Source organism: Variovorax sp. KK3 (genome assembly GCF_001984055.1).
Classification (GTDB): domain Bacteria; phylum Pseudomonadota; class Gammaproteobacteria; order Burkholderiales; family Burkholderiaceae_C; genus Variovorax.
The window spans coordinates 1-13,035 of record NZ_LYVO01000068.1 but is presented as its reverse complement, the minus strand read 5'-3'; the positions used below and the strand labels follow the sequence as shown (position 1 = coordinate 13,035).

Below are 13,035 nucleotides of genomic sequence, written 5' to 3'. Positions count from 1 at the left end.
GTCACGTCGTCTACTCGCTGCCCCCGAAGGGGCACAGGCCGCCTTGGGGCAGCCCGGCGCCGTCCTGATTCCGCTTACAGCGTGAGGATCGTGCACCCCGTCGTCTTGCGCGCCTCCAGGTCGCGGTGAGCCTGCTGCACGTCGGCAAGCTTGTACCTCTGCGCGATCGGGATCTTCACTGCACCGCTCTCGACCACCGCGAACAGATCGTCTGCCATCGCCTGCGTGCGCTCGCGGCTGGCCATGTGCGAGAACAACGTGGGCCGGGTCACGTAGAGCGACCCCTTCGATGCCAGCAGCCCCAGGTTGAATGCCGGCACCGGCCCCGATCCGTTGCCGAAGATGGCCAGCAGGCCGAACGGCCGCAGGCAGTCGAGCGAGCCCTCGAAGGTGTCCTTGCCCACCGAGTCGTAGACCACCTTCACGCCCTGGCCGCCGGTGATCTCCTTCACCCGCGCGGCGAAGTTCTCCGTGCTGTAGTTGATCGCGTGCGCCGCGCCGTGCTCCAGCGCCAGCTGGCACTTGGCATCGGTGCCGGCGGTGCCGATCAGCTTCAGGCCCAGCGCCTTGGCCCACTGGCAGGCGATCAGGCCCACGCCGCCGGCGGCGGCATGGAACAGGATGAAGTCGCCTTTCTCCAGGCCCTCGGCAGGCAGCGTCTTCTTCAGCAGGTACTGCGTGGTCATGCCCTTGAGCATCATGGCCGCGCCGGTCTCGAAGGAGATGGCGTCGGGCAGCTTGCAGACGTTCTTCGCCGGCATCACCCGCAGCTCGCTGTAGGCGCCCGGCGGCTGGCTGGCATAGGCTGCGCGGTCGCCGGCCTTCAGGTGCGTGACGCCTTCGCCCACCGCCTCGACCACACCCGCGGCCTCCATGCCGAGGTTCAGCGGCATCGGAAACGGATAGAGCCCGCTGCGCTGGTAGGTGTCGATGAAGTTCAGGCCCACCGCGTGGTGCCGGATGCGGATCTCGCCCGGGCCGGGCTCCCCGACCTCCACCTCGACGATCTTCAGTTCCTCGGGACCGCCGGGGCGGTCGATGCGAACGGCTTGGCTGCGCATGGGATGTCCTTTGCTGTGCGTTGCGATGGCGAAAGAGCGCACATCGTAGACACATGCGCGATACCGCGCAGAGGACCGCGGATTCAGGCCGCGCGTTACGGCACGACGGTGTCCTTCAGCCTCTCCCTGCCGGCTCCGGGCTAGTTCGGCGGCGCGATGTTCTCGTCGCGCACCACCTTGGTCCAGCGCGCCACGTCGGTCGCCAGAAAAGCCTGTGCCTCGCGTGCGCTGGTGGGCCAGGGCTCGGCCGCCTGCAGCTTCAGGGACTGCACGATCTCGGGACGGCGCAGCGTCGCCTGCACCATGTCGTTGAGCTTCGCGACGATGGCCGGCGGCAGGTTCTTCGGCCCGGCCAAGGCATACCAGGCGCTGACGTCGAAGTCGGGCAGCACGGTCTCGGCCACCGTCGGCACATCGGGGAAGGCCGCGAAGCGCGTGCGCGAGGTCACGGCCAGCGGCTTGACCTTGCCGCTCTCGATGTGCGCCGACATGCCCGCGAGCGACGTGAAGATGATCGGCACCTCGCCGCCGATCACCGCCAGCGCCGGCGCGCTGCCGCCCTTGTACGGCACGTGGGTGAACTGCACGCCGCTGCGCGCCTGGAAAAGCACCGCCGCCAGGTGCATGCCGCTGCCGGTGCCGCCCGAGCCGTAGTCGATGCTGTTGGGCTGGGCCTTGGCCTGGGCCACGAGTTCCTGGATGCTGCCGGCCTTCGCGCCCGGGCCGGCGATGATGGCGAAGGGGCTGCGCGCCACCATCGAGATCATCGTGAAGTCGTTGACCGCATCGAAGGGCAGCGACTTGTACAGCCCCGGCGCCGCCGAATGGCCCGAGGCCATGAGGAACAACGTGTAGCCGTCCGGCTCGGCCTTGGCGACGTAGTTCGCGCCGATGGTCCCGCCGGCGCCCGCCTTGCCCTCCACCACCGCCTGCTGCCCGAACTGCTCCGGGAACTGGGCGGCCACGAGCCGCGCCAACGCATCCACCGGCCCGCCCGAGGTAAAGCCGTGGATGATGCGCACCGGCTTGTTCGGCCAGCCCGCCGCCGCACTGCCCTGGGCGGCCGCAGGCATTGCAGCGAACAGCAGCAGTGGTGCCGCCACCAGCGCGGTGGCGGCCAGGCGACGCAGACGCGATGTATTCATAGGACGAAGCGCTCCGGCTGGGGCCCGCGTTCCACGGGCCGGGACACATAGTTGCCTTCTTCGAACATGCGCATGCGCGAAGCCAGCAGTTCCTCGTTCAGCCGCGCCAGGCGGTCCGCGTCGAAGCTGAGGCGCCCGTCGCGCTTGACGAAGCGGCCCGCGACCATGACGTTCTCGATGTCCGAAGTTTCGGCGTACATCACGACCACGTGGGCCGGGTTTCCACCGGGCATGGCCGGAAAGATGTTGAGGCCACGCGTGTCGAACATCACGAGGTCGGCCTGCTTGCCGGGCGTGATGGAGCCGGTCTTGCCGTCCAGCCCGAACGCCTTGGCGCCGCCCATGGTGGCCCAGTAGAGCGCGTCGCGGGTCAGCGTCGAATGCTGCGTCTTCGCCGGCCACTGGCCTTCGGCATAGAGGCTGCGGTTGTCCAGCTCGCGCTGGTGCAGGAAGGCATGGCGCATCACCCACAGCATCGAGCTGTTGAAGTACGGATCGCAGTCGGTGCCGATCGAGGGCGTGGCGCCGTGCTTCACCAGCCGGCCGAGCATGGCGGGCTGTTCGTAGTTCAGCATCTCGGTGAGGTTGGTCGCGGTGATGGTGCAGCCCGCGTCGAGCACGATCTTCAGTTCGGCATCGTCGAAGCAGTTCCCGTGCCCGATGTTGTGGTCCGGGCCCAGCAGGCCCTCGGCCGCGAGCCGCGGATAGCCGTCCTCCACCACCCGTTTTCCCTTGCGGCCGTAGGTGTGGGCGGAGTTGATCAGGCCGTATTCGCGCGCCAGCCGGATGTCGTGCGCGGCCACGTCGTACTCGCCCCAATCCGGCCCGAGGATCGCCATCGCCAACGTCACGCGGCGATCGTCCGAGGCCAGGCGGCCGGTGCGCAGGCGGTGGATCTCCTCGCGCGGAAACGGCTTCTTGTGGTACGGCACTTCGTTGGGCCGCTCCGGCGGCTTCACGGTGCCGCGCGCGAACACGGCGCGGATACCCGACTCCTCCAGCGCGTCGATGGCCACGTCGGTCATCTCGGCATCGCGCAGGATGTGGCACCAGTCGACGATGGTGGTGGTGCCGTTGCGCAGCTGGTTGAGCGAACCGAGCAGGTTGCCCAGGTAGACGTCGCGCACGCCGTAGCGCGTCGCGAGGTTCTTGTGCATGTTGGCGTGGTAGTCGCGGCTGCCCACCCAGTCGCTGCCGATGCCGCGCAGCTGGTATTCCCAGGTGTGGATGTGCGCATTGACCAAGCCGGGCGTGACGATGCGGCCGCGGCCGTCCACCACCTCGGCCGCGTCGACCTGCAGCTTGGGACCGACGGCGAGAATCTTTTCGCCTTCGATCAGGATGTCGGCCTCGTCGAAGTCGCCCACGGCCGGGTCCATGGAAATCACGCAGGCGTTCTGGATCAGGGTTCGGGTCATGTCTCGAAATCAGGTTGGTTGAATGAAGGGGTCATGAAAGCGTCGCAGACGTCGCATGCATCGCAGTCGTCGTGGTTCCGAACAGCCGTTCGCGCACGCGCCGGGTGGCATCCACGGCTTGTTCGTGAACGCCGTCGACGAGCACGCCGCCGCGCTTTCTCACGCGGCCACCGACGATCACGGTGTCGACGTCGCCCACGTTGGCCTGCAGCACGACGTGCGCGGCGGGGTCGCCCAGCGAGGGACTGAAGCGGCCGGCGCGCAGCAGCACCAAGTCGGCCAGACAGCCCGGCGCGATGCGCCCCAGTTCATCGCCCAGCCCCAGCCCGCGCGCCGCGTTCACGGTGGCATAGGCCAGCAGGTCGCGCGGCTGGATGAAGGGTGTGCCCGGGTAGCGCGCGAGCGGCCAGCGCCCGCTCGCGCGCTCGCGTTCGGCCTCCTCGGCCCGCATCAGCAGGAAGGTGAAGCGCATCTGCGAGAACAGGTCGAGCGCCACGCGCGAGGGCACGTCCACGCCGAGGCTGGGCGTCACGCCGGCCCGGTGGGCACGGGCGATCACGCTGGTCGACCGGCCGTCGCCCACCTCGCTCTCGGGCGTGAAGGAAATGCCGCAGCCGTGCTGCGCGAGCAGTGCCAGTTCCTCGTCGAGGATCGGGTTGCAGTGCACGGGCAGCATGTCGGCGCCCAGCAGGCCGGCGCCGTGAAGCTCGTGGATCTGTCCGGCGACGTTCTGGTGAAAGCTCATCGGCAAGCCAAGTTCGCGTGCCAGCGCGATCTCGGAAGCCACCATCTCCAGCCCTGCGAATTCCAGCGAGGCCAGCGCCAGGCCCAGGCGCACGGGCGCATCGGCGCCGCGCCATTCGCGTGCCAGCGCGCGCACCTGCGCCAGGCGCCACACGTGGTCTGCAGCCAGCGTGTCGAAGCGGCCCAGCATGCCGTAGCCGAACAGCACCCGCTGACCGGTGCGGACGTGGGCCTGCAACCCGGCCTCGGCGTGCGCGGGCGTCATCACGTTGTGGCAGAAGTCGAGCACGGCGGTAATGCCGTTGTCGAGCATCTCCACGCCGGTGGCGAAGGTGGCATCGCCCACGTCCTGGGCACCGAAGCGCTCACGCAGCGGGAAGATGTGGCGGTTGTAGTCGCCCATGCCCCACATGCCCGCGCCCAGGCCCTTCAGCGGGCCCTGCCAGAGGTGGGTGTGGGAGTCGATCAGGCCCGGGATCAGGATCATCCCGTGCGCGTCGATGCATTCGGCGCCGGTCACGTCGAGCGCCGGCCCGACGGCCGCGATGCGATGGCCTTCGATGCGCACGTCGACGCCTTCGAGGTCGCCCAGCACCGGGTCCATGCTGAGCACCGTGGCGCCGCGGATCAGCAACGCGGCATCTGACGTGCCGGGTGTACGGAATGCGTTCATGCAGCGAGCTCCTCCGCTTCGATCTCCGCCAGCCGGATGCAGGCCGCGCGGCTCTCGCCGTCGATAGCTTCCAGCTCGGGCATGCGCTGTCGGCAGCCTTCGTCGGCCCAGCGGCAGCGGGTGTGGAAGGCACAGCCCGGCGGTGGCGCCAGCGGGCTGGGCAGTTCGCCGCGCACCTGGAGACGGCGCTCGCGCGAGCGCTCGGCCTGCAGCTGCGGATCGGCCACCAGCGTGGAGGCCACCAGCATGCGCGTGTAGGGATGGCGCGGCGCAGCATGCACGTCCGCCGCCGGCCCGGTCTCCACGAGCCGACCCAGGTAGAGCACGCCGATGCGGTGGCTCACATGGCGCACCACGTCGAGGTTGTGCGCGATGAATAGGTAGCTCAGCCCGAACTCGTGCTGCAGGTCGACCAGCAGGTTGATGACCTGCGCCTGCGTGCTCAGGTCCAGCGCGCTCACCGGCTCGTCGCAGACGATGAGCCGCGGCTGCACCGCCAGTGCCCGCGCGATGGCCACGCGCTGCCGCTGCCCGCCCGACAGCTCGTGCGGATGACGCTGCGCGTGGTAGGCCGCCAGGCCCACGCTGTCGACGATGCGCGCCACCTCGCGGCGGCTGGCCGCCGCATCCATCGGGCGATGCCGGCGGATGGCCTGCTCGATGGTCTCTCCGACCGTCTGGCGCGGATTCAACGACGACATCGGATCCTGGAACACGACCTGCACGTCGCGCCGGTAGTGCAGCGGCGTCCGCGGGCCGAAGGCGGTGACGTCTTCGCCGTCGAAGCGCACACGGCCCGCCGTGGCCGGCGCCAGCCGCAGGATCGCGCGGCCGATCGTGCTCTTGCCCGAGCCGGACTCGCCGACCAGCCCGAAGGTCTGGCCGGCCTCGATGGTGAAGCTCACGTCGCGCACCGCCGAAAGCGTGCGCGCCCGGCCGAACATGCCGTGGCGCAGGTGGAATTCCACCGACAGGTTCTCGACGCTCAGCAGCGGGCCGGTCGTCATGGCAGCACCCTCGCTTCTGCCTGCTGCGCCGCGAGCGCCTCGACGCGGATGCACCGCACGCCGCCTGCCAGCGCCACCGGCGCGGCCGCACAGGCCTCGACCGCGTGCGGGCAACGCGGATGGAAGCGGCAGCCCGCCGGCCAGGCCCAGGCCGGCGGCACGCGGCCCGGGATGGTGGCGAGCGCGGTGCCGGCGCCGCTCCGCGGCATCGCCGCCAGCAACGCCGCGGTGTACGGGTGGCGCGGGTGCGCGAGCACCTCGCGCACCGGGCCCGTTTCGACCATCTGGCCCGCATACATCACGGCGACGCGGTCGCAGGCATCGGCCACCACGCCCAGGTCGTGCGTGATCAGCAAGATCGACATGCCGAGGCGCTGGCGCAGGTCCATCAGCAAGTCCAGCACCTGGGCCTGGATGGTCACGTCGAGCGCGGTGGTCGGCTCGTCGGCGATGAGCAGCTCGGGCTCGCAGGCCAGGGCGCCGGCGATCACCACGCGCTGTGCCATGCCGCCGGAGAACTGGTGCGGGTAGTCGTCGAGGCGCCGTTCGGCGTCGGGCACGCCCACCATCTCGAGCAACGCGACGGCGCGCGCACGCGCCTGCTTCGCATCGAGGGCGCTGTGGGCACGCACCGCGTCAACGAGTTGCCGGCCGACGGTATGCACCGGCGACAGGGCCGCGGCCGCGTCCTGGAACACCATGCCGATGCGGCGTCCGCGCACCTGCCGCGCCAGCGACTCCTTCATGCCCACCAGCTCGGTATGGCCCAGCCGCACCGAGCCCGCCGCCACGCGCGCGGCCGGCGGAAGCAGGCCGATGACGGCGGCCGCGGTGATCGACTTGCCGCAGCCCGATTCGCCCACCAAGCCCAGCACCTCGCCGCGGCGAAGGTGCAGCGACACGTCGCTGAGCAGTTCGGCCTCGCCTTGCGGGCCCTGCAGGCGCACCGTGAGGTGGCTCACCCGCAGCAGCGTGTCGGCCGGCAGCGGTTCCGCGTCGGCGGCGGCTTCGAAGCGCGGCGCGGCGGGCACGGCCGCCGCGCGCCGGGCTACCCTCGGCCCGCCCGGCAGCAGGCTGTCACGAAGCGCATCGCCGAGCAGGTTGAAGGACAGCACCGTCAGCGTGATCGCCACGCCCGGCAGTACCGGCAGAAACGGCTGCTCGCTCTGGAACTGGCGCGCGGTTTCCAGCATCGCGCCCCAGCTCACCTGCGTGCTGTCGGCGCCCACGCCCAGGAAGCTCAACATGGCCTCGATCAGCAGGGCGGTGCCCAACGCGATGGAGCCCTGCACCACCAGCGGCCCGGCCACGTTGGGCAGCACCTGGCGCAGCATGATCGCGAACGGACCGAGCCCCAGCACGCGCGCCGCATCCACGTAGAGCCGTTCGCGCTCGGCCAGCACCACCGCGCGGGTGATGCGCATGAAGCTGACCGAGAAGATCAGACCGACCGCGAGCATCGCGTTGGTCAGCCCCTTGCCGAACACGCCGATCAGGGCCAGCGCCAGCAGCACCGCGGGAATGGACTGCATCACGTCGGCCAGGCGCATCGCGATGCGGTCGAGCCAGCCGCCCAGGTAGCCGGCCGCGAGCCCGATGCCGATGCCGAGCGCGGCGCCGATGGCCACGCTCTCGAGCGACGCCAGCAGCGCGGTGCGGGCACCGAACACCAGGCGCGACAGCGTGTCGCGGCCCAGGTCGTCGGTGCCGAGCCAATAGAGCGCGCTCGGCGCTTCCAGCCGGTGCTTGAGGTCCGGATGGAAGGGGTCGTACGGCGCCACGAGCGGTGCCGCCAGCGCACAGACCACCAGCAGGAGCAGCCAGGCAGCGGGCAGCAGCACGAAGGGCCGTGCCAGCGCCTTCAGCCGCGGCAGCAGTCGGGCGCGGCGCGCGGATTCGTCATTGGCGGCGATGGGCGGGGCGGCCATGGCAGACAGCGTCTCGGCGGGGGCGGTGGTGGTGTTCAATGGATGCGCACCTTGGGATTGATCAGCCCGTAGCCGATGTCGGCCACCAGATTGACCGCCAGCACGATGAGTGCGATGACGACGACGGCGCCCTGCAGCATGGGGAAGTCCCCGCGCACGACACTGTCGATCAGCAGCGTGCCGAGCGCGGGCACCGCGAAGATCCGCTCGATCGCGATGCTCGCGCCGACCAGCACCGACATCTGGATCGCGATCACGCTGAGCACCGGCACCATCGCATTGCGGATGGCGTAGCGCCAGACGATGGCGTGCGGCGACAGCCCGCGCGCTCGCAGCGCATGCACGTAGGCCGACTGCAGCACCTCGATCATCGCGCTGCGCATCTGGCGCGCGATCACCGCCGCGGTGTGCACGCTCAGCGCCACGGCCGGCAGCACCAGGCCGCGTGCCCACTGCAACGGGCTGTCGGAAAAAGGCGTGTAGCCCACCACGTCGAACCACTGCAGTTCCACCGCGAAGGCCAGCGACAGCAGCAGTGCCAGCCAGATGCTGGGCACCGCCAGCCCCAGCGAGGCCAGCAGGGTCAGCGCCCGGTCGGCCCAGGAGCCGTGGCGCACCGCGGCAGCGATGCCCAGCGGCAGGCCGAGCAGCAGCGCGAGCAGCATGCCGGCCAGCGCGAGCGAGAGGGTCACGCCCACCGCGTCGGCCATCGACGACGCGACCGGCAGGCTGGTGTAGAGCGATTGGCCCAGGTCGCCGCGCAGCGCGCCGGCGATCCAGGCCAGGAACTGCTCGGCGAGCGGACGATCGAGCCCCAGGCCGCGCGCGTACTCGGCCCGGTCGGCCACAGAAGCGCCCGGGCCCAGGATCTGGCTGACCGGGTCGGTCGACGTCAGCCGCGTCAGCACGAAGGTGAAGAGCGAGACCGCGAACAGGATCGGCAGCACCGCCGCCAGCCGCGCGAGGACCAGTTGCCTCATGCGCTCACCGCCCGGTCCGCCTGGCCCGCCTGGTCCGCTTGCGCCGCATGCGCCGGCCCGAGCACGCGTTCGCGCACCCGCCGGGTCGCGGCCGCCGCCTCTGCCGGGTCGAGATCGAGCAGCCGGCCATGCCGCTTGCGCACGCGGCCGTCGACGAGCACCGTGTCGACGTCGGCCGCGCAGCTCTGCAGCGCCACGTGCGCCGCGGGGTCGCCCAGCGACATGCCGTACGGGCCGGTGCGCAGCAGCACCAGGTCGGCGCGCAGGCCGGGCGCGATGCGGCCGATCTCGTCGCCCAGGCCGAGCGCGCGGGCGGCGTTGACGGTGGTGTACTGCAGCATGTGGCGCGGCTGTGCATGCGGCGTGCCGGGGCGGCGCGCCAGCGGCCAGCGGCCGGCGATGCGCTCGACCGTGGCTTCTTCGTTGCGCAGCACCTGGAAGGTCAGGCGCATCTGGGCGAAGAGGTCCAGCGCCACGCGGGACGGAATGTCCACGCCCAGGCTAGGCGTCACGCCGGCGCGGTGCGCTCGGCTGATGATGCTCATCGGCCGGCCGCCGCCGAACTCGCCCTCGACCGTGAACGAGATGCCGCAGCCGTGCGCCGCGAGCAGCGACAGTTCGTGGTCGGTCGCCACGTTGGCATGCACCGGCAACAGGTCGCCGCGGAGCAGGCCGGCCTCGTGCAGCGCGAAGATCTGGCCGGGCGGGTTCTGGTGAAAGCTCATCGGCAGCCCCAGTTCGCGGCCCAGCTCGATCTCGGTGCGCACCAGGTCCAGCCCGGCGTATTCGAGCGAGCCCAGCGCGATGCCCAGGCGCAGCAGCCCGCCCGGCTCCATGCCGCCGGCCAGGTCGCGGATCTGCGCCAGGCGCCAGCCATGCTCGGCCGCCAGCGTGTCGAAGGCGCCGAGCATGCCGTAGTCGAACAGGATGCGCTGGCCGGTGCGGCGGTGCGCCGCGATCGACTGCTCCGCATGGGCCGGCGTCATCACGTTGTGGCAGAAGTCCAGCACCGTGGTGATGCCGTTGTCGAGCATCTCGACGCCGCACGCGAAGGTGGCCTCGTGCATGTCGAGCGCCGAGAACTTCTCGCGCAGCGGAAACACGTGCCGGCTGTAGTCGGCCGCGCCCCACAGGCCCGCGCCCAGGCCCTTGAGCGGCGCCTGCCACATGTGGGTGTGCGAATCGATGAGGCCGGGGATGAGGATCATGCCCTCGGCATCGATGCGCTCGGCGCCGGCCGGCGCTTCGAGCGCGGGGCCGACGGCGGCGATGCGCGCGCCCTGCACCAGCACGTCGCCGCGAGCGAGGTCGCCGACCTGCGGGTCCATGCTGACGATGGTGGCGCCCTCGATCAGGAGGCTGGTGCCGGTGCCGTGGCCGGTGTAGTCGAAGGAGGCGGTCATGCGGCCTTCCTTCTTCAGCGGGCGAGTTGCACGTCGGTGTAGCGGAACACCGCCACGTCGCCGATGGTGGACACCACCTTCGAGATCTTCTTGGGGTTGTAGGCCCAGTAGGCGGCGTAGTCGAAGAAGCCGCAGTCCAGCGCCTCGTCGTTCACCACCTTGAGCATCTTCTGCCAGGCGGCGTTCTGGGCCTTCGGATCGTCGGCGGCCAGCGCTTCCTTCACGGCGGCCTCCACGCCGGGGAACGAGGTCCCGAGCGGATTGCCGGCGCCGTTGGTGGCGAAGTGATAGAGGTAGTAGTCGTAGGGGCCGGTGTCCTGCGAGTCGGTCAGGATGGCGGCGGCGTACTTGCCGCTGCGGAAGGTGCTGAAGAACTGGCCGAAGGTCATCAGGTCGAGCTTGACCTCGATGCCGATCTGCGCCATCTGGCTCTTGAACAGCTCGGCGATGGTGCGCTGGTTGTCGAAGCTCGCGAGGGTGATCTGCGGCTTGGGGTTGCCCAGCTCGGCCATGAGCTGCTTCGCCTTCGCGAGGTCGTAGGGGTAGCCCTTGATCGACGCGTCGTAGCCCGGAACGCCCTGTCGCACGCGCTGCGTGTGGATCTTGCCGCGGCCGCCGAGCTGGGCGTCGATGTAGTCCTGCGGGTTCATCGCATGGCACACCGCCTGGCGCAGCTTGGTGCTGTTGAAGGTCTTGGCCGTGTCCATCATCTGCAGGTGCCAGAGCACCGAGGGGAACCAGCTCACCTTCATGTTCTCGCGCTCGGCCCGGGTGGCGATGGAGGCGTTGGTCCACACGATATCGACCTGGCCGGTGCGCAATGCGTTGTAGAGGCTGTCGGGGTCGTTGATGTAGGTCACTTCGATGCGGGCCACGCCGACCTTGTCGGGTGCGTAGTAGCCGTCGTAGTAGCTCACCACTTGGCGCAGGCCCTTGACCACGTCCTTGGCCTCGAGCTTCCACGGCCCGGTGCCGACAGGCGCGGTCTTCCAGCTGCCGCTTTCCAACGCCTTGGGCGAGACCATGAAAGCGCCGCGGCGCGCGAGGTTGGGCAGCAGGTTGGGCGACGGCCGCTTGAGCAGCACGTCGACCTGCGTGGGCGAAACGGCGACGAACTTGTCCACGCCGTCCATCACGCCGCGCCATTGGCCGGGCGTGTCGCGCACGCGTTCGAGGTTCTTCACCACCGCGGCGGCATCGAAGGGCGTGCCGTCGTGGAAGGTGACGCCCTGGCGCAGCGTGATCTCGACCTTGGTCGGGCTCTCCTTCCAGGCCGTGGCCAGCCGCGGCACGATCGTCACGCCGTCGGGCGCCATCTCGGCCAGGCCTTCGTAGACCAGCGAGGTGTAGGTGCTGTTGGCCTTGGTGAGCGTCTCCCAGTCGTCCAGCTGCTGGTTGGTGCCGAATCGCAAGGTGCCGCTGGGCGCGGCGGCCGCGACGCCGAGGCCGCAGGCCAGGCCCATCGCGATGACGAGATGCAGGGTGCGCGTGCGCAGGCTCATCGTTTTTCCTCGCGGCCCCGTGGGGAGGGCCTGTTGTTGCTCTATGTCGGCATGTTGACAGTTTCCTTATCGGGCATAAACATCTCGACTGAGAAAAATCACTTTCGAGATTGGAAAGAGTTTGGACCGACTGACCTGCATGGCCGTGTTCCGGAAGGTGGTGGAGCGCCACAGCTTCAGCGATGCGGCAGAAGAGCTCGCGATGTCCGCGGGCTCGGTGAGCAAATACGTCGCGGCGCTCGAAACCCACGTGGGCACGCCGCTGCTGGCGCGCACCACGCGGCGCATCAGCCTCACCGAGGCGGGCCGCACCTACTACGCGAGCTGCATCCGCATCCTCGACGACATCGAGGAAGCCGAGAAGACCGCCGGCCAGCTGCACCCGACGCCGCGCGGCCTGCTGAAGGCGCGGGCGCCGGTGTCGCTGGGGTCGGCCCACCTGGGGCGCAGCATCGCGGACTTTCTGGCGCGCTTCCCGGAGGTCAAGCTGGAGCTGACGCTCAACGACTACTTCGTCGACCCGGCCGAGGCCGGCTTCGACGTGTCGATCCTCATCGCCGGCAACGACCGCGAACCGATGCGCGGCGCGCGGCCCATCGGCCGCATGGCGCGCGCGATGGTGGCCTCACCTGCCTACCTGGCGCGGCACGGCGAGCCGGCGACGCCGCAAGAACTCAAGCGGCACAACTGCATGGTCTACAACCGCGGGCAGCTGCCGGACGAATGGCACGTCACCGCCGCCAGCGGGGACCGCACGGTGCGTGTGGCTGGAAACTGCCGCTGCAACAACAGCCTGGTGCTGCGCGAGTCGCTGCTCGAAGGCGCTGGCATCGGACTGCTGCCCACCTTCCTGGTGGCGGACGACATCGCCGCGGGCAACCTTCGAGCGGTGCTGCCGGAGTGGACACCCGAGTCGCGCACGCTTTACGCGGTGTTCCCGCAGCCGCGGCAGCCGTCGGCCAAGGTGCGCGAGTTCGTCGACTTTCTGGCGCACAGTTTTGCGGTGGACAGTCAGTGGCGGTTGGCGTTCGAGCAGGATGAGTGATGTGCGTGATGTGCGTGATGTGCGTGATGTGCGTGATGTGTGCTGAGTGCTGTGCGTGTTGAGTGCGTGCGCGCCGCCGAAGGCGGTCTGCGGCCCGGGCTCCTGCTGGGGCGGTCGGCGCTTTGCGCC

10 protein-coding genes are annotated in these 13,035 nt (G+C 69.9%); 1 reads left to right on the top strand and 9 read right to left on the bottom strand.

Features of this window, described 5'->3' with window-relative positions:
• Nucleotides 1-74 precede the first annotated feature (74 nt).
• The 9 genes from B0W80_RS25710 to B0W80_RS25670 form a co-directional block, all read right to left on the bottom strand.
• Nucleotides 75-1,061, bottom strand: coding sequence for a quinone oxidoreductase (locus B0W80_RS25710; protein ID WP_077001998.1), 987 nt, complete (start codon nt 1,059-1,061; stop codon nt 75-77).
• A gap of 140 nt (nt 1,062-1,201) precedes the next feature.
• The gene (locus tag B0W80_RS25705; protein WP_143684786.1) at nt 1,202-2,206 is read right to left on the bottom strand and encodes a tripartite tricarboxylate transporter substrate binding protein; all 1,005 of its coding nucleotides are present in this window, start codon (nt 2,204-2,206) and stop codon (nt 1,202-1,204) included.
• A complete protein-coding gene (locus tag B0W80_RS25700; protein WP_077001997.1) occupies nt 2,203-3,624 on the bottom strand; it encodes an amidohydrolase family protein in 1,422 nt (473 codons plus the stop codon). The genes B0W80_RS25705 and B0W80_RS25700 overlap by 4 nt, the downstream gene beginning before the upstream one ends.
• A gap of 31 nt (nt 3,625-3,655) precedes the next feature.
• The gene (locus B0W80_RS25695) at nt 3,656-5,041 is read right to left on the bottom strand and encodes an amidohydrolase family protein (protein WP_077001996.1); all 1,386 of its coding nucleotides are present in this window, start codon (nt 5,039-5,041) and stop codon (nt 3,656-3,658) included.
• Nucleotides 5,038-6,048, bottom strand: a complete 1,011-nt coding sequence (locus B0W80_RS25690; RefSeq protein ID WP_077001995.1) for an ABC transporter ATP-binding protein — start codon at nt 6,046-6,048, stop codon at nt 5,038-5,040. Before B0W80_RS25690 ends, B0W80_RS25695 begins: the two co-directional genes overlap by 4 nt.
• A complete protein-coding gene (locus tag B0W80_RS25685) occupies nt 6,045-8,015 on the bottom strand; it encodes a dipeptide/oligopeptide/nickel ABC transporter permease/ATP-binding protein (protein WP_083745642.1) in 1,971 nt (656 codons plus the stop codon). The genes B0W80_RS25690 and B0W80_RS25685 overlap by 4 nt, the downstream gene beginning before the upstream one ends.
• Nucleotides 8,012-8,956 carry an ABC transporter permease gene (locus tag B0W80_RS25680; RefSeq protein WP_077001994.1) on the bottom strand — a complete coding sequence of 315 codons (945 nt, stop codon included), beginning with the start codon at nt 8,954-8,956 and terminating at the stop codon, nt 8,012-8,014. The genes B0W80_RS25685 and B0W80_RS25680 overlap by 4 nt, the downstream gene beginning before the upstream one ends.
• Nucleotides 8,953-10,359 carry an amidohydrolase family protein gene (locus tag B0W80_RS25675; RefSeq protein WP_077001993.1) on the bottom strand — a complete coding sequence of 469 codons (1,407 nt, stop codon included), beginning with the start codon at nt 10,357-10,359 and terminating at the stop codon, nt 8,953-8,955. The genes B0W80_RS25680 and B0W80_RS25675 overlap by 4 nt, the downstream gene beginning before the upstream one ends.
• Nucleotides 10,360-10,373: 14 nt before the next feature.
• A complete protein-coding gene (locus tag B0W80_RS25670) occupies nt 10,374-11,861 on the bottom strand; it encodes an ABC transporter substrate-binding protein (RefSeq protein ID WP_077001992.1) in 1,488 nt (495 codons plus the stop codon).
• Between the two features lie 139 nt (nt 11,862-12,000).
• On the opposite strand from B0W80_RS25670, the gene B0W80_RS25665 reads away from it, so the two are divergent.
• Complete coding sequence (locus tag B0W80_RS25665; RefSeq protein ID WP_256856688.1) at nt 12,001-12,906, top strand: LysR family transcriptional regulator; 906 nt, start codon at nt 12,001-12,003, stop codon at nt 12,904-12,906.
• Nucleotides 12,907-13,035: the final 129 nt, after the last annotated feature.

What these genes read in the sequence shown, in the direction of transcription:
- B0W80_RS25675 (WP_077001993.1), bottom strand. Translation starts at nt 10,359, where the DNA reads ATGACCGCCTCCTTCGACTACACCGGCCACGGCACCGGCACCAGCCTC.
- B0W80_RS25710 (WP_077001998.1), bottom strand. Translation starts at nt 1,061, where the DNA reads ATGCGCAGCCAAGCCGTTCGCATCGACCGCCCCGGCGGTCCCGAGGAA.
- B0W80_RS25665 (WP_256856688.1), top strand. Translation starts at nt 12,001, where the DNA reads ATGGCCGTGTTCCGGAAGGTGGTGGAGCGCCACAGCTTCAGCGATGCG.
- B0W80_RS25705 (WP_143684786.1), bottom strand. Translation starts at nt 2,206, where the DNA reads ATGAATACATCGCGTCTGCGTCGCCTGGCCGCCACCGCGCTGGTGGCG.
- B0W80_RS25695 (WP_077001996.1), bottom strand. Translation starts at nt 5,041, where the DNA reads ATGAACGCATTCCGTACACCCGGCACGTCAGATGCCGCGTTGCTGATC.
- B0W80_RS25700 (WP_077001997.1), bottom strand. Translation starts at nt 3,624, where the DNA reads ATGACCCGAACCCTGATCCAGAACGCCTGCGTGATTTCCATGGACCCG.
- B0W80_RS25690 (WP_077001995.1), bottom strand. Translation starts at nt 6,048, where the DNA reads ATGACGACCGGCCCGCTGCTGAGCGTCGAGAACCTGTCGGTGGAATTC.
- B0W80_RS25670 (WP_077001992.1), bottom strand. Translation starts at nt 11,861, where the DNA reads ATGAGCCTGCGCACGCGCACCCTGCATCTCGTCATCGCGATGGGCCTG.
- B0W80_RS25680 (WP_077001994.1), bottom strand. Translation starts at nt 8,956, where the DNA reads ATGAGGCAACTGGTCCTCGCGCGGCTGGCGGCGGTGCTGCCGATCCTG.